Below are 21882 nucleotides of genomic sequence, written 5' to 3'. Positions count from 1 at the left end.
AATCTGGGGATATCCGAAATATTGAAATATCAGGCGGGCCGGCGACGGATCAATTGAACGGCCCCGAAGCCCAGCAGCATGGTCAGCACGCCGCCGAACAGGAACAGGGCGGGCAGGCCGACCTGATCGGCGACCGCCCCATAGACCACCGGCCCGATCCCCTGCCCCAGGAAGAAGGAGGAGGCGAAGAGGGCGAGCGCCGACCCGCGGGCCGTCGCCGACAGCTCGGTCGCCTGGGTCTGCATGGTGTTGTGCAGCATGTAGAAGCCGAATCCGGCGACCAGGAACAGCATGGACACCACCGGCCAGGGGACCGGTGCGAGCATCGCCAGATAGGCCCCGCCGGCGACCAGACCGCCGGCCCCCATCATCCCCCATTGGCCGAGCGTGCCGAGCAGGCGCCGCACGATGAAACTGTAGACGACTCCGCCGATGGCGAAGGCGGCCAGCGTCACCCCGGCCTCGAAGGCGCCCTCCGCCCCGTGGCGGGCCAGCATGGGGGCGACGAAGGGGAAAACGCCGAAGATCAGCAGCCCTTCCGCCGCCACCGTCGCGAAGACCCACACCGACACCGGATTCGCCAGGACGGAGGCGTAGCGCGCCCGCGCGTCGGCCACAGACAGGGGATGCCGCTCCTCCCGCTCGCCCCGCAGGACCAGGAAGGCGGTCAGCGCGATCAGGCCGGTCACCAGCGCGGCCAGGGCGAAGACGGTGCGCCAGCCCGCCACCTCCGACAGGGCGCCGGCCACCGCGGAGCCGGACATCTGGCCGAGGATGACCGCCAGCAGGAAGCGGCTGATGGCGAACTGCCGCTCCGTGTAGATGACCCGGTCGCCGATCAGCGCCATGGCGGCCGGGATGATCCCCCCGGCGAAGGCGCCGGCCAGCATCCGCGAGGCCAGCACGGTGTAGTAGCCGGGCGCCACCGCAGACAGCGCCACGCCGATGGTCAGGACGACCAGCGACAGCCGGATCAGCCGCGTCTTGCCGATGGCGTCGCCGACCGGCCCCAGGATGAGCTGCATTGCCGCGTAGGGCAGGGTGTAGGCGGAGGAGAGCAGGGCAGCCTCGGCCACGCCGATGCCCAGGTCCGACGCGATGACGGTCAGCATCGGATCGGTGGTCCGCAGCGAAAAGGCGCTCGCGAATCCGGCGAGGCCGAGCATCAGGATGAGAAGGCGCATGGGAGGGCGTCGGCCGGTCTATGGTCTGGGGCGTGCGGGGGCACAACCCTAAAGCAGACGTACCCGCCCGGCGCATGGCAAGATGGCCATGGCACCCATGCGCGTGCATGATCCGACACGCCTCGACCGCCGTATAGGAAAAGGCCGTACCGACCAGAGCCGCCGACCGGGAGAGAGCCATGCCAACGATCCGCGATGCCGCCCAATCCGCCGCCGTGATGCTGTCCACCGTCCTGATGCTGTCCGCGGCCGTCCCTGGCGCGGCGGCGGCGGATGGCGGCCGGGCTGCGCCCGACGACGCGCTCGACTGGGCTGCGCTGCCCCTGCCGGCCATCGACGGCGGCACGCTCGCGCCCGATGCCTTTCAGGGCAAGGCGGTGCTGGTGGTCAATACGGCGTCGCAATGCGGCTACACCGGCCAGTACGAGGGGCTGCAGAAGCTCTGGGCCGGACGGCGGGACCGCGGGCTGGTCGTGCTGGGGGTGCCGAGCAACGATTTCGGCGGGCAGGAGCCCGGCAGCAACGCCCAGGTCGCGTCCTTCTGCGAACTCAACTACGGCGTGGACTTTCCCCTGATGGAAAAGCAGTCCGTCACCGGACCGCAGGCCCATGGGTTCTACCGCTGGGCGGCGTCGGTCACCGGGCCGCAGGGCGTGCCACGCTGGAACTTCCACAAGATCCTGATCGGCCGCGACGGACGGCTGCTGGAATGGTTCGGCAGCGCGGTCACGCCCGAGTCCGCCACGTTGACCGCGGCCGTTGACAAGGCGTTGGCCCAATCCTCACCGACGCCGTAAGCGCATGGACGCGCTGTCCTTCGATGATCGCCGGGCCTCGGTCGTCCGGCTGCTGTCCTACGGCGGGCTGGTGCCCTTCGTCGTCGGCACCGCGCTGGCCTGGATGGCGGAGGGCGACGGGCAGGCCGCCGTGGTTCGGGCGGTTGTCGTCTACGCGGTGTCGATCCTGTCCTTCATCGGCGCCATCCACTGGGGCCGCATCCTCGCGGCGCGGGATGGGGCGGGGCGGGACGGCGGGACGAGCGGGCCGGCGTGGCTGGCTTGGGGAGTCGCGCCGTCGCTGCTGGGGTGGGGCGCCACCCTGCTGCCGTCCGGCCTGACGGTGCCGGCTCTGATTTTGTCCTTCCTCCTCGCCTGGGCGGTGGACCGCAGCGCGGCGGCGGATGGGCGCTATCCCCGCTGGTTCGGCACGCTTCGGACCCGCCTGAGCATCGTCGTCTGCCTGTCGCTCGCCGCGCTCATCCCGCTCGCTGCATGACCGCTTCGCGTTGGGGCACCAGCGCCGCGGCCTTCAGCAGCACTTCCGGCCCGGCGCCGGGGAGGTGGGCGTTCTCGCTGATGTGGCGGCGCCACGCGCGGGCGCCGGGCAGGCCCTGGAACAGTCCCAGCATGTGCCGGGTGATCGCCGACAGCGGCGCCCCCTGACGCATCCGCTCCTCCGCGTAGGCCGCCATGGCCTCGACCACCGCGCAGCGGTCGGGGCCGGGTTCCCCGCCGAACAGGCGCCGGTCGGCGTCGGCCAGGATGTAGGGGGTCTCGTAGGCGGCGCGCCCGATCATCACGCTGTCCAGCGTGGCGAGATGCTCCGCCGCCTCGTCCAGGGTGCGGATGCCGCCGTTGATGGCGATGGTGAGCTGCGGGTTCTCCTGCTTCAGCCGGTGCACGAGGTCGTAGCGCAGCGGCGGGATGTCCCGGTTCTCCTTGGGGCTGAGGCCCTTCAGCCACGCCTTGCGGGCGTGCACGATGAAGTGGGTGCAGCCGACGGCGGAGACGGTGCGGACGAACTGGTCCAGCGTCGGCCATTCCTCCATCTCGTCGATGGCGATGCGCGACTTCACGGTGACGGGGATCGACACCGCCTCGCGCATGGCGCCGACCAGCCGGGCGACCAGATCGGGCTCGGCCATCAGGCAGGCACCGAAGCGGCCGGACTGAACGCGGTCGCTCGGGCAGCCGACGTTCAGATTGACCTCGTCATAGCCCCACTCCTCGGCGATGCGGGCGCAGGCGGCCAGCTCCGCCGGGTCCGACCCGCCGAGTTGGAGCGCCACCGGATGCTCCGCCGCGTCGTAGCCGAGCAGCCGCTCGCGGTCGCCGTGCAGCACGGCGCCGGTGGTGACCATCTCGGTGTAGAGCAGCGTGTTCTTCGACAGCAGGCGATGGAAGAACCGGCAGGAGCGGTCCGTCCAGTCCATCATCGGTGCAACGCTGAGGGCAATGGCGGGCATGGCGGGCATGGGCAAGAACTGTCTGTAAATCGGGAACGGCGGCGCACCAATTGGACCAAGCCGGGCCGGATGGCAAGGGGGCTTGTCCTTTTATGCCCGATGGCGGCCCCGGGCGGGCTTGCCGTGGGAGGAGCGGGTGCCGGACAGCACGGCCTTCACCTTCGCCAGATGATGCCGCGCCTCGGCGCCGAGCTTCAGCGCCACGCCGGTGGACAGCACGTCGATGATCGCCAGATGGACGAGGCGGGAGGCCATCGGCGTGTAGATCTCCGCGTCCTCGACCGGCGTGTGGCCGATGGCGACCGACGAGACGGCGGCCAGCGGCGAGCCCGGCGCGGTGATCGCGATGACCGGGATGCCCAGGTCGCGGGCCATCTGCGCCAACTCGGTCACCATCACGGTGCGCCCGGTGTTGGAGATCGCCAGCAGGACGCCGCGCGCTCCCAGGTTGACCGCCAGCATGCGGACCATCATCGGGTCGGCGCTGGCCTGCGCCGCCATGCCGAAGCGCATGAACTTGTGCGCCGCGTCCTCCGCAACCACCGCCGAGGCGCCGGTGCCGATGCACAGGATGCTGGAGGCCTCGGCCAGCAGCTCCACGGAGCGGGAGACGGCCGCCATGTCGAGCGCGCCGGCCGCGTCGTTCAGGGCGGCGGCGGCGGATGAAAAGATTTTTCGCGCGACGGTCGGAGTCTCGTCGTCCGGCGCCACGTCCTGGCTGACGAATGGCGTGCCGCGGGCCTGCCCCTCGGCCAGCCGGAGCTTGAAATCCGGGAAGCCGGCGCAGCCGATGCTGCGGCAGAAGCGAACGACGGTCGCCTCGCTGACCCCGGCGGCCTGGGCCAGCACGGTGATGCTCTGCCCCAGGACCTTCTGCGGCTCGACCAGCACCATCTCGGCGACCTGGGCCTCGGAACGCTTCAACTCCGGCAGGCGGCCGCGGATGTGATCGAGGATGTTCACCGGCTGGAGCATCGAAACGGACCGTCCATCCCTAAAAGCGTTCTTGCCCTAAAAGCGTTCTTGGGCCCCGGCCTTCTCGGCTCCGGGCGTCGTTGGGCGGCGGGACCGTACCACCGCCGCCGCGAACGGCATAGCGTGCCCTGGTCCGCGCGGCCGGGTCGTCGCGCCGCCTTCCATGGGCCCCAAGCTATGCGGGGTGGGGCGGCTTGTGAAGATAATTTTCGTCGTTAGGCTCATTGTCGGGCCTCCATCCCGCCGATATGAAGAAAATCTTCTTCACTCGGTTGCGGGACTCCTCTATTTTCCGACACAGAAAATTCAAGGTCCCGGCAAGAGACCCCGGCAAGAGACCAAGTGGGAGGAACCCCGACCCGCCGCCCGGCCCCGCTGCCGGTGCGTCGCGCCGCCCGTGCCTTCCCGCGCCGTCCCCTGCCGCCGCCCTTTCCGATCAGGTGAGCCCCGCCGCGAGGCAGGCCGAGGAGTGTGCATGAAGCGCGTGGTGGAAGCGCTGGAGATGGTCACCGAATGGATCATGGCGCTGATGCTCGCCGTGATGGTGGTGCTGGTCTTCGGCAACGTGGTTCTGCGGTACGGCTTCAACAGCGGCATCGTCGCCGCCGAGGAACTGGCCCGCCTGATGTTCGTCTGGCTGGTCTTCCTGGGCGCCACGCTGGCGCTGCGCCGCAACCAGCATCTCGGGCTGGACATCCTCCAGTCGCGCCTGCCGGTCCGCGCCCGCCGGGCCTGCGCGGTGGTCAGCCACCTGCTGATGATCTACGCGCTGTGGCTGTTCATCGAGGGGAGCTGGTTCCAGCTTCTGATCGGGATGGAGACGCGCTCCACGGTGTTGAGCTTCCCCATGGCCTTCTACGCCGCCGCGGGCTTCTTCCCGGCGATCGCCATGGCTCTGACGATCCTCGCCAACCTTTGGCGAATCCTGTCGGGCGACGCGACGGCGCACATTCCCGGCAACGGCGACCCCCACGGCGCCACCGCCCCGCAGGGCGGCGCCATCGCCGAGCACTGACACCGTCCGGCCTTCTGAAAGCGGAGCCCGTTCCATGGCCCTTGCGGTCTTCCTCTCCTCGCTGTTCGGCCTGATGCTGCTCGGCATGCCCATCGCCTTCGCCCTGATGCTGACGGGCGTGGCGCTGATGGTGCATCTCGACTTCTTCGACGCCCAGCTCGTCGCCCAGAACATGCTGAGCGGCGCCGACAACTACCCGCTGATGGCGGTGCCCTTCTTCATCCTGGCCGGCGAGCTGATGAACGCCGGCGGCATCTCGCAGCGCATCATCAACCTCGCGGTCAGCCTCGTCGGACACATCCGCGGCGGTCTGGGCTACGTGACCATCGGCGCCTCGGTGATGCTGGCCAGCCTGTCCGGCTCGGCCATCGCCGACACGGCGGCGCTCGCCACGCTGCTGATCCCGATGATGCGCGACAACGGCTACCCTGTGCCGCGCTCCGCCGGCCTGATCGCGTCGGGCGGCATCATCGCCCCGATCATCCCGCCCAGCATGCCTTTCATCATCTTCGGCGTGACCACCAACACCTCGATCAGCGGCCTGTTCATGGCCGGCATCGTGCCCGGCCTGCTGATGGGCGCCGGTCTGGTGCTGACCTGGATGTGGGTGGTGCGCGGCATGACCGTGAAGCTCCAGCCCAAGGCGAACTGGCAGCAGCGCCGCCATGCGCTGCTCGACGGCGTGTGGGCGCTGGCCCTGCCGGTCATCATCATCGGCGGCCTGCGCGGCGGCATCTTCACGCCGACCGAGGCCGCGGTGGTCGCCGCCGTCTACTCGCTGGTCGTGGCGCTGTTCGTCTACCGGCAGGTGACGCTGAAGGATCTGGTGCCGCTGCTCGTCCAGGCTGCGCGCACCACCAGCACGGTGATGTTCCTGTGCGCGGCGGCGCTGGTGTCGTCCTACATGGTGACGCTGGCCGACCTGCCGCAGCAGATGAACGAGATGCTGTCGCCGCTGCTGGAGCACCCGAAGCTGCTGATGGTCGCCATCACGCTGCTGCTGCTGGCCGTCGGCACGGTGATGGACCTGACGCCGACGATCCTGGTGCTCGGCCCCGTGCTGACTCCGCTGGCGGCGGCGGCGGGCATCGACCCGACCTATTTCGGCGTGATGTTCGTCCTGACCGGCACGCTGGGCCTGATCCATCCGCCGGTCTGCACGGTGCTGAACGTGGTGTGCGGCGTCGCCCGCATCTCGCTGGAAAGCGCCACGCGCGGCATCTGGCCGTTCCTTCTGACCTACCTGCTTCTGCTGAGCCTGCTGATCGCCGTACCGGAGATCGTCACGGCCCCGCTGACTCTGTTCCGCCATTAATCACAACACGCTACAGGGAAGAACCGATCCATGAAGCTGCTCCGTTCCGTCCTTCTGGCGACCGGCCTCGCCGCCGCCATCCTCGCCCCCGTCGCCGCCTCTGCCCAGGACATCAAGCCGCGCCTGATCCGCTTCGGCTATGGCCTGTCGGAGAGCAGCAACCAGGGCCGCGCCGTGAAGTTCTTCGTCGAGGAGATGTCCAAGCGCTCCGGCGGCAAGCTGAAGGTCAAGGGCTTCGCCGACGCCAGCCTGGGCAGCGACATCCAGATGCAGAACGCCCTGATCGGCGGCGCGCAGGAGATGATGGTCGGCTCGACCGCCACGCTGGTCGGCATCGTCAAGGACTTCGCCGTCTTCGACCTGCCCTTCCTGTTCAACAACGAGCAGGAGGCCGACGCCGTGTTCGACGGCCCGTTCGGCCAGAAGCTGGCGGCCAAGCTGAACGACAAGGGCCTCGTCGGCCTCGTCTATTGGGAGAACGGCTTCCGCAACCTGACCAACAGCAAGCGCCCGGTCGAGAAGGTCGAGGACCTGAAGGGCATCAAGCTGCGCGTCATGCAGAACCCGGTCTACATCGACATGTTCAACGGCTTCGGCGCCAACGCCGTGCCGCTGTCCTTCTCCGAGCTGTTCACCGCCATGGAGACGGGCACCGTGGACGGCCAGGAGAACCCGGTCACCACCATCCAGTCCTCGAAGTTCTACGAGGTCCAGAAGTACCTGACCATTTCCAAGCACGTCTACAGCCCGTGGATCGTTCTGGCCTCCAAGCGCTGGTACGACGGCCTGTCCAACGACGAGCGCAAGATCATCAACGAAGCCGCCGCCGCCTCGCGCGACTTCGAGCGCAAGGACAGCCGCGAGGCGTCGAAGCAGAGCATCGCCTACCTCAAGGACAAGGGCATGCAGATCAACGAGCTGAGCGACGCCGAACTGGGCCGCATGCGTGAGATGGTCAAGCCGGCCATGGACAAGTTCGCCGCGGAAGGCGGCGCCGACCTGCTCAACGAACTGCAGGGCGAGATCAACAAGGTCCGCAAGTAAGCAAGGTCCGCAAGTAAGCCACTAAATTCCCTCTCCCCTCCGCTCACGCGCAAACGAAGTTTGCGCTGACGCGACAGGCGGACCTGTGGTCCGCCGAAAGCGGGGAGAGGGTCAGGGTGAGGGGGCGGCCACAGGCCGGAAACGCAGCCTCATTGCAGTGCGTATCCGCCCTGCGGGCGCCCCCTCATCCCAACCTTCTCCCCGGAGGGGAGAAGGGGTTTTTTACTTCACCCGCTCACCGGTGAACGGGTTCCAGCCCACGGCGGCCAGGACCGTCCAGGCCGTCACCGCCAGATGCGGGCGGCGGTAGTAGCGGAAATCGTCCGTGGTGCTGTCCGGCCCGATGGCGAGGCCGGTGGTGATGCTGTCCTCGCGCGTCGCCCAGACATGGCCGCCGCGGCTGACCTCCTTGCCGACCTCGGCCAGAAGCCGCTGCGCCTCGTCGGACCGCCCCAGCAGGCGGTAGACCAGCGCGGCCTGCGCCGTACCTTCCACCCACATGCCGTCGCGGTCGTCGTTGAAGTCGAAACCGCCGTCGACCCCGTGGGCCGTCTCCGCATAATCCAGCGCCATCCGCCACGCCTCCGGCGCGCCGCGCAGCAGCAACGGCCAGAGCTGGGCGTCCAGACCGGACGTGGCCCGGTTGACCGTTACCCCGTCCGGCGCCGTGCCGGTGGGGAAATGCCCGCCGCCGTCCGCCCACATGCGGTCGAGAAAGCCGCGCGCCGCCTTCTCCGGCCCGGCCCAGTCGCCTGCCGTGCCGCTGCGCTCCAGCCAGCCGAACAGGGCGACGAGGTCCGTGTTGTGCTCCGTCGCCTTCCAGGTCAGGGCCTGCGGCTTGTCGTCGAAGCCCTGGACGCCGCCGTTGAAGCCGCCCGGCCCGCGCGGGTCGGCGGTGTTGGCCACCACCCAGCGGGCCAGCTCCGCCGCACCGTTGCGGAAGCGCTCCTCGCCGGTCGCCTCGCCCAGAGTCATCAGCGCCAACCCCGCCCAGGCGACGTTGCCGGTGGCGGAGCCGACCTGATAGGCGTCCTCGAACCAGCGGTTCGCGGTGACGTCCCACCAGCCCATGGGCGGGATCGGCTTCTGGGTCTGGGCGCCGGCGCGGTAGGTGTTGCGCAGCCGCCCCTGGCGCCGCGCCCGGTCCAGCGTGGCCGCGGAGAGCAGCGACTCGCCAATGCGCAGCGCCGGCTCGGTCTTGCCGCAGGCGACCAGGGCGATGACGGCCAGCGCGTTGTCGTAGGTGAAGGCCGCGTCGCGCAACGGCAGCTCCGACGTCTGGCCGACGCCGAAGCTGCTGTCGTAGCTGCGCAGGAACACCGGTCCGGAGCCGGAGATCTCCGCCACCCGCGACTCCAGCGTGCCGCAGGTCTTCCCGGCCAGCGCCGCGGCGCTGTCCTCGGCCCTTGCGGCGCTTGATGACGCCGCCAAGGTGCCGAGACCGGCGGCGAGCAGCCACGCGGCCAGACGGCTTTTTCGCTTCATCGAAGACTCTCCCATTCCGGTCCCGGCGCCGCTCAGCCTTCGAAGGCGCGGACGGACTGGCGCTGCTCGCCCAGCCCTTCGACGCCCAGGCGCATGGTCTGGCCGGGCTGGAGCCAGGGATGGTTCGGTCCGCGCCCCATCGCCACGCCCTGCGGCGTGCCGGTGGCGATGACGTCGCCCGGCAGAAGGGTCATGAAGCGGCTGATGTAGGACACGATCTCGGCGACGCCGAAGATCATGTCGGCGGTCGTGCTGTCCTGCATCGGCTGGCCGTCCACCTCCAGCCACAGGCGCAGCGCCTGCGGGTCGGGCACCTCGTCGCGGGTGACCATCCAGGGACCGATCGGGCAGAAGCTGTCGGCGCTCTTGCCCTTGACCCACTGGCCGGTGCTCTCGGTCTGGAAGGCGCGCTCCGACACGTCGTTGAGGACGCAGTAGCCGGCGATGTGGTCGAAGGCGTCGGCCCGATCGACGTAGCGGGCGGTGCGGCCGATGACGATGCCGAGTTCGACCTCCCAATCGAGTTTGGTGGCGCCCCTCGGCATCTGGACCGGGTCGTTGGGGCCGCAGATGGCGGTGGTCGCCTTCATGAACAGCACCGGTTCCGCCGGCTCGGGCAGGCCGGATTCGGCGGCGTGGGCTCGGTAATTCAACCCGACGCAGACCACCTTGGACACCCCGGTGACGCAGGGGCCGAGCCGGGTCCCGTCCGGCACCTGGGCCAGCCGGTCGGTGTCGAGCGTGCGCAGATGGGCCAGACCGTCCTCGGTCAACGTGGCCGGACCGATGTCCGACACCACGCCCGACAGGTCGCGGATCACGCCGTTGCGGTCCAGAAGGCCCGGACGCTCATCGCCCGGCGGGCCGAATCGCAGAAGTTTCATCAGTCTAAACCCTTCCCGTTCCCGAAGGTTGAGCCGCGCCTCTCCTCCGGTGAGTGCTGTCCGGTTCCGGCCGAAGCCGGAAAGGGGCTGTTCCGTCGCGGTCCGGTCTGGTGTACCCTTTTTTCAGCCCATGGGGAAACCAGACGGGAGACGGATATGCCGGTGTGGCGCCGTTACCTCGTGAAGGAATCGACCGGGCGGCTGGTCGAACTGCCGAGCCGCCAATACGACCGCGCCGACGACGGCACGGCGCCGATCCCCGATTACGCCGGCCGCTGCGTTGAACTGGTGTCGGCGGTGCTGGTCGGCAAGCAGGGCGCGACGCCGACGGTGACCGAGGTCGCCTTCACCAAGCTGTATTTCGACCAGTCGGGATTCGTCGACGCCGCCAAGCGGGAACGGATGATCCGCCTGATGCTAGAAAGCTGCGCCGACCGGAGGTGCCGCAAGCCGGCCCGGCGGACCGACTGCAACGCCCTGGCGGAGCGCGCCGACGCCGCCCGCAGCGAGCTGATGCGCGACTTCGAATGGGCGCCGGCCCCGGCGGAGGTGACCGCCGCGCTGTTCGTCCTGGGACCGCCCCGCAGCGCCGCGCCATTGCACTGACACCCCCCTTTGCCCGCGACCTCCCCGAAAAGTCACATCCTCCAGGCTCTTCCCCCATGCCCGGCTGCCCCCATATGGCTCTCGGCACAGGAGGAGGAGCCCCGATGCATCGCCGCGCCATCATTCGCCGTTCGCTGCTGGCCCGGTCCACTTTTCCGAGGCCCACGCTAGCCCGTGTCCGGCAACTGGCTCTGATCGGCACGGGGTGGAGCCTGATCGGTCTGGGCGCGTTGATGTCGCCGTTGCCGGGGCCGTTCGGCTTCCCGGTGGCCCTTGCCGGTGGGGTGATCCTGCTGCGCAATTCTGCGAACGCCCGCCGCCTGTTCGTTCGGCTGAAGCGTCGTCATCCCCGGCTGCTCGGCCCCGTCGAGCGCATCCGCGTCAAGCTGCGCCATCGCCGCAACGCGGCCAAGGCCAAGGCGACCGCCACCGCCTGACGGGGGCCGTGCGCTCACTCATCGGGCCGAGATTCTCCCCGCGGTCAGGCCCGCTTGCGGGGGGCGGGCTTTTCCTCGTTGCCTGCATCGGCCTTCTCGGTATCGGCCTTTTTGGCAGCCGCCTTCTTCGGAGCGGCCTTTTTCACCGCGTCCTTCTTGGCCGGCTCCTTCTTCGAGGCCGTCGCCTTGGCCTTGGTCGGCTTCTCGGCCTTGGCGGGAGCCTCGGCGCCGTCGGCCGCCGCCGGTTCGGCGTCCTTCGGGGCCTTGCCCTTCTTGGCGGCGTCCTTGGCGGCCTTGGCCTCCAGAAGCTCCAGCGCCTGCTCCAGGGTCACGCTGTCCGCTTCCGTGCCCTTGGGGATGGAGGCGTAGACGGAGCCGTGCTTGACGTAGGGGCCGAAGCGACCCGAACCGGTGGTCACCGGCTTGCCGGTCTTCGGATGGTCGCCCAGTGTCTTGGCGGGGGCCGAGGCCTTCTTGGCGGCGCCCGCCAGCAGATCCACCGCGCGGTTGATGCCGATGGTCAGCACGTCGTCGTCGGGCGTCAGCGACTTGTAGACGCTGCCGTGCTTCAGGTAGGGGCCGAAGCGGCCGATGCCGGCGCTGATGTCCTCGCCCGTTTCCGGGTGGTTGCCGATGCTGCGCGGCAGGGCGAGCAGCTTCAGCGCGGTGTCGAGATCCACGTCGGCGGCGGCCATGCCCTTGGGCAGCGAGACGCGCTTGGGCTTCGGTTCCTCGGTTTTGACCTTCTTCTTGCCCTTGGTCTTTTTGCCGTCGGCGGGCGCCTCCTCGGCCACGGCCTCGGCCGGAGCGGCGGCCACCGGGGGCGGGCCGAGCTGGATGTAGGCGCCGTAGGGGCCGCGCCGCACGGTCACCGGCAGGCTGGTTTCCGGATCGTTGCCCAGCTCGCGCGGGCCTTCCTGCGCCTCGCCGTTCTCGTCGTTGGCGACGGCGAGCGGGCGGGTGTAGCGGCAGTCCGGATAGCGCGAGCAGCCGATGAAGGCGCCCATCTTGCCGAGCTTCAGGCCGAGCCGGCCCTGGCTGCACACCGGGCAGACGCGCGGGTCGTGTCCCGGCGTGCCGCTGTCGGCGTTGGTCGGGAAGAAATGGGGACCCAGCTCCTCGTCCAGCGTGGTCAGAACCTGGGTGATGGTCAGGTCCTTGGTCCCGTCCACCGCGACGTGGAAGGCGCGCCAGAAGTCGCGCAGCACGGTCTTCCAGTCGATCCGCCCGTCGGAAATCTCGTCGAGCTTGTTCTCCAGGTCGGCGGTGAAGTTGTACTCGACATACCGGTTGAAGAAGTTCTTCAGGAAGGCGGTGACCAAACGGCCGCGGTCTTCCGGAATGAAGCGCCGCTTGTCCAGCCGCACATAATTACGGTCCTGGAGCACCTGGAGGATGGAGGCGTAGGTGGACGGGCGGCCGATGCCCAGCTCCTCCAGCTTTTTGACCAGGCTCGCCTCGGTGTAGCGGGGCGGCGGCTGGGTGAAATGCTGCTCGGGGCTGATGTCGCCGCGGGCGAGGGCGTCGCCCTGCTCCATGGCGGGCAGGCGGCGCTCCTGGTCGTCGTCGGCGGCGCCGTCGTCGCGGTCCTCCTGATAGACCTTCAGGAAGCCGTCGAACACGACGACCGAGCCGGTGGCGCGCAGCACGACGTCCTTGGACGGCGAGGCGATGTCCACCGCCACCTGATCCAACACCGCGCTTTCCATCTGGCTGGCCAGCGTGCGCTTCCAGATCAGCTCGTACAGCCGCAGCTCGTCGCCTTCCAGATAGGTGGCGACCTCCTCCGGGCGGCGGAACAGGTCAGTCGGGCGGATGGCCTCGTGGGCTTCCTGGGCGTTCTTGGCGGCGGTCTTGTAGACGCGCGGCTGCGCCGGGACGTAGCGCTCGCCCCAATGGGAGCCGATCAGGTTGCGGGCGCCCTCGATGGCCTCCTGCGACAGGCTGACGCCGTCGGTTCGCATGTAGGTGATCAGGCCGACCGTCTCGCCGCCGATGTCCACGCCCTCGTACAGCCGCTGCGCGGTGCGCATGGTGCGGGTGGCGCCGAAGCCCAGCTTGCGCGAGGCCTCCTGCTGAAGGGTCGAGGTGGTGAAGGGCGGGGAGGGGTTGCGGCGGCTCTGTTTGCGCTCCACCGTCGCGACCGAGAAGGCCTGCGGGCTGATGCGCGCCACCGCAGCCTCCGCCGCCTCACGGGCGGGCAGGGCGAACTTGTCGAGCCGCTTGCCGTCGAGCTGGGTGAGCTGGGCCGTGAAGGAGGCGCCGCCCGGCGTGGCGAAGCCCACCTCGATGGTCCAATACTCCTGCGGCTTGAAGACCTCGATTTCCGACTCGCGCTCGCAGATCAGGCGCAGAGCCACCGACTGCACGCGGCCGGCCGAGCGCGAGCCCGGCAGCTTGCGCCACAGCACCGGCGACAGGGTGAAGCCCACAAGATAGTCGAGGGCGCGGCGGGCCAGATAAGCGTCCACCAGCTCCCGCGAGACGTCGCGCGGGGCTTCCAGCGCGGCCTGGACGGCGGTCTTGGTGATTTCGTTGAAGGTGATGCGCTGGACCTTGGAGTCGTCGATCAGCCGCTTTTCGCGCAGCAGCTCCGACAAATGCCAGGCGATGGCTTCCCCTTCGCGATCCGGGTCGGTTGCGAGATAGACGCGCTCGGCCCCTTTGACCGCCTTGGCGATCTCGTCGATGTGGCGCTTGGAGCGGTCGCCCAACTCCCAGTCCATGGCGAAGTCCTCGTCCGGACGCACCGATCCGTCGCGCGCCGGAAGGTCGCGCACATGGCCGAAGCTGGCGACCACGGTGTAGTCCGAGCCAAGGTATTTGTTGATGGTTTTCGCCTTGGCCGGCGATTCGACGATGACGACGTTGCTGCCCGGCAAGAGTCCGCGCCCCTGAAAGTGCCTATCCCATTCACCGGCGGTGCGGATCGGGATCAGATCAGGTTCACCTGATTCCCAGGCTGGCGCTGGACACGGCCCGCAAGCTCAAGTTCCAGCACCACGGTCAACACCACCGGAGCGGACAATTGGCACCCGCGGACGAGTTCGTCAATGGCAACTGGTGTGTGACCGAGGTTTTCCAGGATGACGGCGCGCGCCGAATCAAGGTCCGCCTCGGACGGCGGAGCGGGGCGGGCCTGGGCGAACAGGTCGCCCTGGCGCTCCCGCAGGGTTGGCGGCGACCGGTTGTCCAGCGCCCGCAGCACGTCGTCCACCCCCTCCACCAAGGCCGCCCCCTGACGCAGCAAATTGTTGGTGCCCTGACAGCGCGGGTCGAGCGGAGAACCGGGAACCGCCATCACCTCCCGTCCCTGTTCCAGCGCCATGCGCGCGGTGATGAGGGAGCCGGACCGCAGCGCCGCCTCCACCACCAGAACCCCCAGCGACAGGCCGGAAATCAGCCGGTTGCGGCGCGGGAAATGGCGGGCCTGCGGCGTCGTGCCGACCGGGCTTTCCGCCACGATCACACCCTGCTGCACTATGTCGCGGTAGAGCTTTTCGTTCTCCGGCGGGTAGACCACGTCGGCGCCGCCCGCCACCACCGCCGCCGTTCCGCTGCCGAGCGCCCCGGCATGGGCCGCCGTGTCGATCCCCCGCGCCAGCCCGGAAACGACCAGCAGTCCGGCCTCTCCCAGTTCCCGCGCCAGCCGCTCGGCGAATTTCTTGCCGTTCATCGAGGCGTTGCGCGCCCCGACCAGCGCCACCGCGCGCCGTTGCAGCAGATGCGGGTGACCGAGGAGCGACACAGCCGGGGGGGCGTCGTCCAGCGCCGCCATGGGTTCCGGATAGTCGGGCTCGCAGGAGAAGAGCAGGCGGGCGCCGATGCGGTCATTGGCGCGCAACTCGCGTTCGATGTCCGCCTTCGCCGCGATGCGCAGCGGCTTGGTCCGCCCGCCGCGCTTGGCGAGGTCGGGCAGCGCCTCCAGTGCGGCGCCGGCGCTGCCGAACTGCTCCAGCAGGCGGTGGAAGGTGATCGGTCCGACATTCTCGGTTCGAATGAGTCGGAGCCAGTCGAACCGCTCGGCGGCGGACAGGGTGCGGCGCGGTTGAATCATAAGCCACTTCATACAACCGGAGGCGGGGCACGATCAACACGCAAACGTGTGCGTTGGCCGCAGTCTCAAGACTCAGGCCCGGCGCTTCATTTGCGCCAGAAGCCGAAGAGCCCCTTCTTCTTCGGCGGAGCCTCCGGTTCGGGTTCCGGCTCCGGCTCGTCGTCGAAGGAGAAGGGATCGTCCTCGGCGTCGGCCTTCGCGGTTCCGGCCGGCTCGGTTTCGGCCTTGGACTCGTCCGGATCGTCGTCCGTGTCGAAGGAGAACGGGTCCTCCTCCGGTTCCGCATCCGTCTTGGCGGGGCTGTCCTCGGCCGTCTCCTCCGTTTCGTCATCGTCGAAGCTGAAGGGGTCGCTGTCGTCGTCGGAGTTGTTGGCCGAGTCGGTCGCCTCGGCCGTTTCGTCTTCGGTCTTCTCCTCCGTGTCGTCGGTGTCGAAGCTGAAGGGATCGCTGCCGTCCTCGTCCTCGTCCTCGTCATCATCGAAGTTGAAGGCGTTGGCGTCACCGCCGCCCGCCTCGTCGTCCTTGGCCTCGTCCTCATCGTCGTCGAAGCTGAAGGCAGAGAAATCCGAGGATTCTTCTTCCTCCTCATCGTCCTCGCCGAGAGCCGTGGCGGCAACGGCGACCGCGCTCGCCGCGCCCTGGCCGCGGCGCATCTCCGCCTTGAAGCGATCGAGCTCCTCGCGGAAGCGATCCTCGGCCTCGCTCCAGCGCTGGCGCTCCTGGTCGAGGGTGGCGAGCAGTTCCTCTTCCCGCACGCGGGCGGCGGCGCGTTCCGTGTCGAGCGCCTGGATCAAATCCTCCTGGCGTTGGAGAAGCGACTCGTGCCGCGTCTCCATCGCGTCGATGACCTCGCGCACATACTGTTCGAAGGCGCGGAACTGGAGCGCCAGAACATCCTCGTCGGCGTTGGCCGCCGCTGCGGTTGCCGTCGACTTCGCGGCCTTGGTCGCCTTGGTCGTCCGCCCCCCGTTTGGCACGGGCGGCGGTGGGGAGGGAGTTGCGGCGGCAGGGGGCGTGCGCGAGCCGGTGGGCGTGGCGCCGTCACCCCCCAGCCAGCGCGACACCAGGATGTAGGAGACTTGAAGTTCCTCCGCGATGCGGCGGTAGCTCCAGCCCTGCGCGCGCAGCCGTTCGGCCAGACGCTGGCGGTCCGGCTCCTCGCTGGGCGTCGCCGGGCGCGTGGGCAGGGAGGATGTCGGGCCGATCCCCTCGGTGGGGGTCGCGACGACGATCACATCCTTCAGTTTCTGGTCGGCCATCGGGTCTCCGCCGTCCTGCGCGCAGGGCGTTCCTTACCGCGATGTTGGCCGCTTTCGGGGAGCGCTGTCGATCCGGGACGGGTCCCGGTTGAAGCAGTCTGGGCGGGAAACCCGCCGGACCGGGCCAATTCGCGCCGATCCGGTCAGGTCAACTCCTGCCGGTCAGGTCAACTCCTGCCGGTCAGGTCAATTCCTGAATGTGCTCGACATAGTCGGACAGGGCGGCGATCCCCTGCTCGGTCAGTTCGATGAAGACACGGCGGCCGTCCTTCTCATCGGCGATCCGGCGTACCAGCCCGCGGTCGTGCAGTTCGGTGATCCGCCGCAGCGCCGTGGTCTGGGCCACGCCGGAGGCCATGCACAGCGACGACACGGAAATCCGCCGCCCGCGCAGATGGTTGGCCATCAGATCGAGCAGCATGTCCCAGCAGGGGTCCTCGAACAGCCCCTTCGGGAAATACTTGTCGCGGGCGACGCGGGATTGCTGGAGGGTTCTCAGCACCGCCAAGCGCCGGTTCTCTCCTGTCGCGGCGGAGGTGGAGGCGGGGGGAGCGGGGACCGGGGCCGGAGCGGCAGCCGCCGGCTGGCCCTCGCGCAGCGCCTTCACCGCTTCGATGAGGGCGAGGCCGTGGCGGTAGGCGTCCTCCAGCGCACCCTGCAACTCGCCATTGCCGGCGGACGGGGGCGGGGCGGGCAAGGGGGCCGCCGCCTGATGGGCGGCCAGTGCGCGGGCGAGCGCGCCGTGAAGCTGGCTGCCGTCCTGCGGATCGCTGACGAAATCCGCCGCGCGCAGATGCATGGCGCGGACGACGTCGGCCGCCGTGGCGTTGGGCGCGACGACGATGACCTGGAGGTGCCGCTGCACGCTCTTGCGCATCCGCTCGACCAGGGCCAGCCCGTCGAAATGGGGAAGGGCCAGTTCCACCGCCACGATGCCGATGCTGCCGTCCGCCTCCAGCGTGTCGAGCGCCGCGATGGGGTCGTGGGTCACATGGATGCGGTGGCCGTTGCGTTCGAAGGCGTCGTGCATGCCGATGCCCAGCGCGCGGTCCGCGCAGGCGATCAGGATGGACGTCGCCGAAACATGAAGGCCGGTGGTGGTCTGGACCGGGCGCACCGGCCACGCCAAGGGTCGCTCCAACTCGATCCGCATCGAAGCCCTTCCCCGTTGGGTGCATGGAATGCTGTGCTTAAGGATTACCACGCAAAGCAAACCATCATGGATGCAATCATGGTCCAAAATAGAGCAATCGAAGAATGTCTCAAAATTCCGCAAAAATTCGATGGATTAGGCGGAACGGCATAAGACGATGAGTTCGCCGCGTCTTCTATTCTTGGTTTGATAAGTCAAATTCAACGGATTGCCCTTTTGGGTTGCGGTGCGGTGGGCAAGGGTACGCGTTCGGCAGGGTCGGGCCGGAGCGGAGCCATGTCGCCGGGGTCTTCTCCAGACTGGACCCGTCTTGGAATCGGCGGCTTGCGCGATGCGCGTAAGGTTGGCCGCATCCCTTGCCGGCACCGGACCCATGCGCCTAACCCTGACCACCAAGATCATTTTGCTGCTGCAGGTGGCGCTCTGTTTCGCGCTGCTCTCCACCGCGGCGCTCTCCTATCTGAAGATGGAGCGCATGGTGGAGGACACCGTGGCGTCCCGCTTCACCGTCGCCCTGCGCGGGCTGGCGGGAGAGGTGGAGGGCGCCGTCAGCCTCGGCGTGTCCATCACCGCCCTGCGCAATCTCGATGCGCTGATCCAGCGCGCGATGGCGCGGGACGACCGGATCACCGGCTTGGTCCTGTTCACCGACACGGGCGAGGTGCTGGCGGCGGCGGGCCGGGGGGCGGGACATAGCGGGCCGGTGGGAGCGATCCCCGCCGGCTGGAAGGCGGCCTTCGCCCGCGACGGCAAGTCCGACCGGGTGGCCGCCGTCGCCGATGGCGACAGCCAGGCGCTTCTGCTCGGCATCCGCAACGCCTTCGGCGGCGTGGCCGGCGGCGTCGCCCTGACCTATTCGCTGGGCGAGGTGCAGGCGGGCATCCGTGGCACCATCCCGGACCTGCTGCTGTCCGGCGGCATCAATCTGCTGACCGGGCTTCTCGTCACCATGGTGGCGGTCTGGCTGCTGCTGCGCCCGATCCAGCGGCGGCTGCGCGAGATGACCGCCAGCATCAACATGCTGGGCATGGGCGAGCCGCCCAACCTGACCCCGGAACTGGCGGCCTTCGCCCCCGGCCTGAAGGATTTCGCCGACCGCATCCTGGAACAGCAGCAGCACGGGGCGGAGGAGGACCATCCCCCGCCCGCCGGTCCGGCGGCGGAGTCCGCGCGTCCGGCGGGAGTCACGCCATGAAGCTGTCCTTCATCCGCCGCCTGAACTGGCTGCTGACGGGCGTCGTGTCCATTCTGATGCTGGTCAGCCTCGCCGTCCAGACCAACCACGTCAACACGCTGTTCCGCCCGCTGATCGAGCCCGAGCTGGCCCGCAAGGCCGAGGTCGTCGGCTCCTACGTGGTGGCGCAGATCGACCGCGCGGTGGCGCTGGGCTTCGAGCTGGACAAGCTGGTCGGGATGGACGAGCTGCTGTCCGACGCGCTGGCTGCGAACCCGGACGTCAAGTATCTGGCGCTGGAGATCGGCGGGCGCCTCCACGCCTTCTCCGGGACCGAGGAGGCGCGGTCCGGCAGCCGGCTGACCGTCGCCGATGCCCCGCCGGAGGGCGAGTCCCCGCAATTCCTCGACACCGTCCTGCCCCTGGAGGGGAACGGCGAGGCGCGGCTGCATGTCGGCGTCGATTCCGGCTATGTCCGCTCCGCCATGAACGAGGTGGTGTTCGACCTCGGCTCCGTGCTGATCGTCGCCATCCTGCTCAACATCGAGATTCTGCTGCTGGTCGTCGGCTCCTCCGTCGCGGCGCCGCTGCGCCGGGTGACGGCGGTGATGAAGCAGGCCGCCGACGGGCATCTCGGCGTGCGCGTCGCCCTGCGCAACCGCGACGAGGTGGGCGAGCTGTCGCGCGCCGTCGACTGGGCGCTGGACAGCGTGCAGCACAAGGCCGACATGACCGCCTCCGAGCAGGCCATGACCAAGATCGGCATGATGCAGCGGGTGGTGGAGCTGCGCTTCGCCATCTTCATCTTCTCCCTGGCGGAGGAGCTGACCCGCACCTTCCTGTCCGTTTACATCAAGCAGCTGTTCGAGCCGGTGCCCGGCCTGTCGATGGAGATGGTCATCGGCGCGCCCATCGCCCTGTTCATGCTGCTCTGGGCGGTCAGCCAGCCGATCGCCGGCAGCGTGTCGGAACGGCGGGGGCGGCGGGCGGTGTTCCTTGGCGGGGCGCTGCTCTCCTTCGTCGGTCTGGTCGGCTCCGGCCTTGCCACCGACCTCATCCAGCTCATCGTCGCGCGCTGCCTGACCGCAATCGGCTACGCCAGCGTCTTCATCGCGGCTCAGGGCTTCGTCATCGACGCCACCGACCCCAAGCAGCGCGCCCAGGCCATCGCCCTGTACGCCGGCGGCATCCTCAGCGCCGGCGTCTGCGGCCCGGCCATCGGTGGCGTGATCGCCGGGCAGGTGGGGTTCCGCACGACCTTCCTGATCTCCGCCGGGCTGGCGCTGCTGGCCGCCTTCATGGCGTGGCAGGTGCTGCCGCGGGTGCGCGCGGCGCAGGCGAAATCCAGCCGCGGCCTGCGTCTGGCGGACGCCGTGCTGTGCCTGCGCAACCCGCGCTTCGTCGGTCTGGCCGTCTTCAGCGCGGTCCCGGCCAAGCTGGGGCTGACGGCGTTGCTGTTCTTCCTGCTGCCGCTGGCGCTGGACGACCAGGGGGTCAGCCAGTCCTGGATTGGGCGCGTGCTGCTGCTCTACTGGCTGCTGATGATCGTGGTGTCGCCGATGGCCGCGAAGCTGTCGGACCGCTCGGGCCAGCGCATCGGCTTCCTGGTGGCGGGCGGGCTGACCGCCGCCGGGGCGGCGTATGTGCTGTCGATGCCGGGTTCGCTCGGCACGGCGCTGGCCGGGGTCGCCCTGCTGGGGGTGGCGCACGCCATGCTCGGCGCGCCGCAACTCGCCATGCTCGCCGACGTCTGCGTCAAGGAGCGGGCGGCGTTGGGCGAGACCACGGTGATCGGCATGTTCCGCCTGATCGAGCGGCTGGGCTCCGTCGTCGCTCCATTCCTGGCCGGGCTGTTCCTGGCCCACTACGGCTATGCCGGGGCGCTGAAGGGCATCGGCGCGGTGCTGGCGGCCTGCGTCGCCGTGCAGCTTCTGCTGAGCGCCCTGTTCCGCCCGCGCCCGCCCGCCGCCGATCTTCCGCAGAGGACCCCCGCATGAGCCTGTCCCGCCGCACCGTCCTGACGGGAGCCCTCACCGCTGGAACGCTGGCGGCCGGCGGCTTCCCGGCCCTTGCGCAGCAGCCATCCTTCGGTCCGACGGCCCGGACCTTCACCGCCGCCAAGCCGGCGCGCATCGTCGTGCTGACCCCGCGCAAGGATGTGGGCGACGTGCTGGGCCTGCGCGACTTCATCGCGTCGAGCGGCCTGTCCGCCACGGTGGAGGTGCGCGAGGTGCCTCAGGCCTCCGCCATGCCGGCGCTGCTGCCGGAGATCCGGGCGTCCAAGCCCGATCTGGTGGTGACGGTCTTCACCCCGCTCACGCTGGGAACGGTCGGGCGCTACGACGATCCGGACCCGTCGCGCTTCCTGACCGACGTGCCGGTGGTCTTCACCTCGGTCACCGACCCGGTGGCGTCGCGCGTCGTGCGTGGGCTCGATCGTCCGGGGCGCGCGGTCACCGGCACGCGGCACATCGCGCCGGTCGCGGTGCAGATGAAGACGATGCTGTCCTACCGTCGCTGGAAAAAGATCGCCGCGGTCTACAACCCGGCGGAGGACAACATGGTCGTTGCCGTGCGCGACCTGAAGGAGGAGGCCGCCCGCCAGGGGGTGGAGGTCCACGACGCCGCCCTGCCGCGCGACGCCTCCGGCGCGCCGGTCGCCGCCGCCATTCCCGACCTGATCGCCGACGCGGCGCGCACCGGGTCGGAGCTGGTCTACATCGGGCCGGACACGCTGGTCGCCTCCGGCAATAACGCTGTGGTGGCGGAGCAGGCGCTGGCGCACCGGCTGGCCACCTTCTGCTCCACCGAGCTGCCGATCCGCCGGGCCAACCTGCTGATGGGGCTGGTCAGCCCGGCGGTCAACGTCGGGCGCTTCGCCGGGCTGAAGGCGGTGGAGATCCTGACCGGGGCCAAGCCCGCCGACACCATCCCGGTGGAAACGCTGAACCGCTTCTCCCTGCTGCTGCGCATCGGGGCGGCCAAACAACTGGACCTCTACCCGCCGATGCGCCTGCTCAACATCGCCGAAATCGTGCAGGACGCCTGA

Annotated in this window: 19 protein-coding genes; 10 read left to right on the top strand and 9 right to left on the bottom strand. The window is 69.3% G+C overall.

The window, feature by feature from the left end; translation table 11 throughout:
- Window positions 1-29: 29 nt before the first annotated feature.
- Window positions 30-1184 (bottom strand): MFS transporter, encoded by a 1155-nt coding sequence (locus tag AC1DVI_RS19225; RefSeq protein WP_476959343.1) that lies wholly within the window; start codon window positions 1182-1184, stop codon window positions 30-32.
- A gap of 179 nt (window positions 1185-1363) precedes the next feature.
- Here AC1DVI_RS19225 and AC1DVI_RS19220 point away from each other — a divergent pair, with 179 nt between their 5' ends.
- On the top strand, window positions 1364-1981 hold the full coding sequence (locus tag AC1DVI_RS19220; protein WP_476959342.1) for a glutathione peroxidase: 618 nt from the start codon (window positions 1364-1366) through the stop codon (window positions 1979-1981).
- A gap of 4 nt (window positions 1982-1985) precedes the next feature.
- Window positions 1986-2459, top strand: coding sequence for a DUF3429 domain-containing protein (locus AC1DVI_RS19215; protein ID WP_476959341.1), 474 nt, complete (start codon window positions 1986-1988; stop codon window positions 2457-2459).
- On the opposite strand, the gene dusA is transcribed toward AC1DVI_RS19215, so the two are convergent.
- Together dusA and hexR are read right to left on the bottom strand one after the other, a co-directional pair.
- Window positions 2440-3429: a tRNA dihydrouridine(20/20a) synthase DusA gene (gene dusA / locus AC1DVI_RS19210; protein WP_476959366.1), complete on the bottom strand. Its 990-nt coding sequence runs from the start codon at window positions 3427-3429 to the stop codon at window positions 2440-2442. The genes AC1DVI_RS19215 and dusA overlap by 20 nt on opposite strands.
- 90 nt (window positions 3430-3519) lie before the next feature.
- Window positions 3520-4404: a transcriptional regulator HexR gene (hexR, locus tag AC1DVI_RS19205; protein ID WP_476959340.1), complete on the bottom strand. Its 885-nt coding sequence runs from the start codon at window positions 4402-4404 to the stop codon at window positions 3520-3522.
- Between the two features lie 475 nt (window positions 4405-4879).
- On the opposite strand from hexR, the gene AC1DVI_RS19200 reads away from it, so the two are divergent.
- Genes AC1DVI_RS19200 through AC1DVI_RS19190 form a run of 3 tightly spaced genes read left to right on the top strand, consistent with a single transcriptional unit; the run spans window position 4880 to window position 7778 of the window.
- Window positions 4880-5419 carry a TRAP transporter small permease gene (locus AC1DVI_RS19200; protein WP_476959339.1) on the top strand — a complete coding sequence of 180 codons (540 nt, stop codon included), beginning with the start codon at window positions 4880-4882 and terminating at the stop codon, window positions 5417-5419.
- A 34-nt stretch (window positions 5420-5453) separates the two neighbouring features.
- Window positions 5454-6734, top strand: a complete 1281-nt coding sequence (locus AC1DVI_RS19195) for a TRAP transporter large permease (protein ID WP_149167141.1) — start codon at window positions 5454-5456, stop codon at window positions 6732-6734.
- 30 nt (window positions 6735-6764) lie between these two features.
- Window positions 6765-7778 carry a TRAP transporter substrate-binding protein gene (locus AC1DVI_RS19190; RefSeq protein WP_476959338.1) on the top strand — a complete coding sequence of 338 codons (1014 nt, stop codon included), beginning with the start codon at window positions 6765-6767 and terminating at the stop codon, window positions 7776-7778.
- 222 nt (window positions 7779-8000) lie between these two features.
- Here AC1DVI_RS19190 and AC1DVI_RS19185 read toward each other — a convergent pair whose 3' ends face one another.
- Together AC1DVI_RS19185 and AC1DVI_RS19180 are read right to left on the bottom strand one after the other, a co-directional pair.
- Window positions 8001-9263 carry a hypothetical protein gene (locus AC1DVI_RS19185; protein WP_476959337.1) on the bottom strand — a complete coding sequence of 421 codons (1263 nt, stop codon included), beginning with the start codon at window positions 9261-9263 and terminating at the stop codon, window positions 8001-8003.
- A gap of 32 nt (window positions 9264-9295) precedes the next feature.
- The gene (locus tag AC1DVI_RS19180) at window positions 9296-10147 is read right to left on the bottom strand and encodes a fumarylacetoacetate hydrolase family protein (protein ID WP_476959336.1); all 852 of its coding nucleotides are present in this window, start codon (window positions 10145-10147) and stop codon (window positions 9296-9298) included.
- Between the two features lie 156 nt (window positions 10148-10303).
- Here AC1DVI_RS19180 and AC1DVI_RS19175 point away from each other — a divergent pair, with 156 nt between their 5' ends.
- Both AC1DVI_RS19175 and AC1DVI_RS19170 read left to right on the top strand, forming a co-directional pair.
- Window positions 10304-10753 carry a hypothetical protein gene (locus tag AC1DVI_RS19175; protein ID WP_476959335.1) on the top strand — a complete coding sequence of 150 codons (450 nt, stop codon included), beginning with the start codon at window positions 10304-10306 and terminating at the stop codon, window positions 10751-10753.
- A 104-nt stretch (window positions 10754-10857) separates the two neighbouring features.
- Window positions 10858-11190 (top strand): hypothetical protein, encoded by a 333-nt coding sequence (locus tag AC1DVI_RS19170; protein WP_476959334.1) that lies wholly within the window; start codon window positions 10858-10860, stop codon window positions 11188-11190.
- A 44-nt stretch (window positions 11191-11234) separates the two neighbouring features.
- Here the strand turns inward: AC1DVI_RS19170 and topA are convergent, their stop codons facing one another.
- The 4 genes from topA to AC1DVI_RS19150 all read right to left on the bottom strand — a co-directional run bounded on the left by topA (window position 11235) and on the right by AC1DVI_RS19150 (window position 17659).
- Window positions 11235-14072 (bottom strand): type I DNA topoisomerase, encoded by a 2838-nt coding sequence (gene topA, locus AC1DVI_RS19165; protein ID WP_476959333.1) that lies wholly within the window; start codon window positions 14070-14072, stop codon window positions 11235-11237.
- A 53-nt stretch (window positions 14073-14125) separates the two neighbouring features.
- The gene (gene dprA, locus AC1DVI_RS19160) at window positions 14126-15247 is read right to left on the bottom strand and encodes a DNA-processing protein DprA (protein ID WP_476959332.1); all 1122 of its coding nucleotides are present in this window, start codon (window positions 15245-15247) and stop codon (window positions 14126-14128) included.
- An 86-nt stretch (window positions 15248-15333) separates the two neighbouring features.
- Window positions 15334-16506: a helix-turn-helix domain-containing protein gene (locus tag AC1DVI_RS19155; RefSeq protein ID WP_476959331.1), complete on the bottom strand. Its 1173-nt coding sequence runs from the start codon at window positions 16504-16506 to the stop codon at window positions 15334-15336.
- A gap of 181 nt (window positions 16507-16687) precedes the next feature.
- A complete protein-coding gene (locus tag AC1DVI_RS19150) occupies window positions 16688-17659 on the bottom strand; it encodes a response regulator (protein ID WP_476959330.1) in 972 nt (323 codons plus the stop codon).
- Between the two features lie 373 nt (window positions 17660-18032).
- On the opposite strand from AC1DVI_RS19150, the gene AC1DVI_RS19145 reads away from it, so the two are divergent.
- The 3 genes from AC1DVI_RS19145 to AC1DVI_RS19135 are packed head-to-tail and all read left to right on the top strand — an operon-like array spanning window position 18033 to window position 21882.
- Window positions 18033-18854, top strand: a complete 822-nt coding sequence (locus AC1DVI_RS19145; protein ID WP_476959329.1) for a hypothetical protein — start codon at window positions 18033-18035, stop codon at window positions 18852-18854.
- On the top strand, window positions 18851-20830 hold the full coding sequence (locus AC1DVI_RS19140; protein ID WP_476959328.1) for an MFS transporter: 1980 nt from the start codon (window positions 18851-18853) through the stop codon (window positions 20828-20830). The genes AC1DVI_RS19145 and AC1DVI_RS19140 overlap by 4 nt, the downstream gene beginning before the upstream one ends.
- On the top strand, window positions 20827-21882 hold the full coding sequence (locus AC1DVI_RS19135; protein ID WP_476959327.1) for an ABC transporter substrate binding protein: 1056 nt from the start codon (window positions 20827-20829) through the stop codon (window positions 21880-21882). The genes AC1DVI_RS19140 and AC1DVI_RS19135 overlap by 4 nt, the downstream gene beginning before the upstream one ends.

It is taken from the genome of Azospirillum sp. P4_B5, assembly GCF_056402275.1.
Note: the sequence above shows the minus strand (reverse complement) of the source record. Positions and strands in the feature narration are given on the sequence as shown.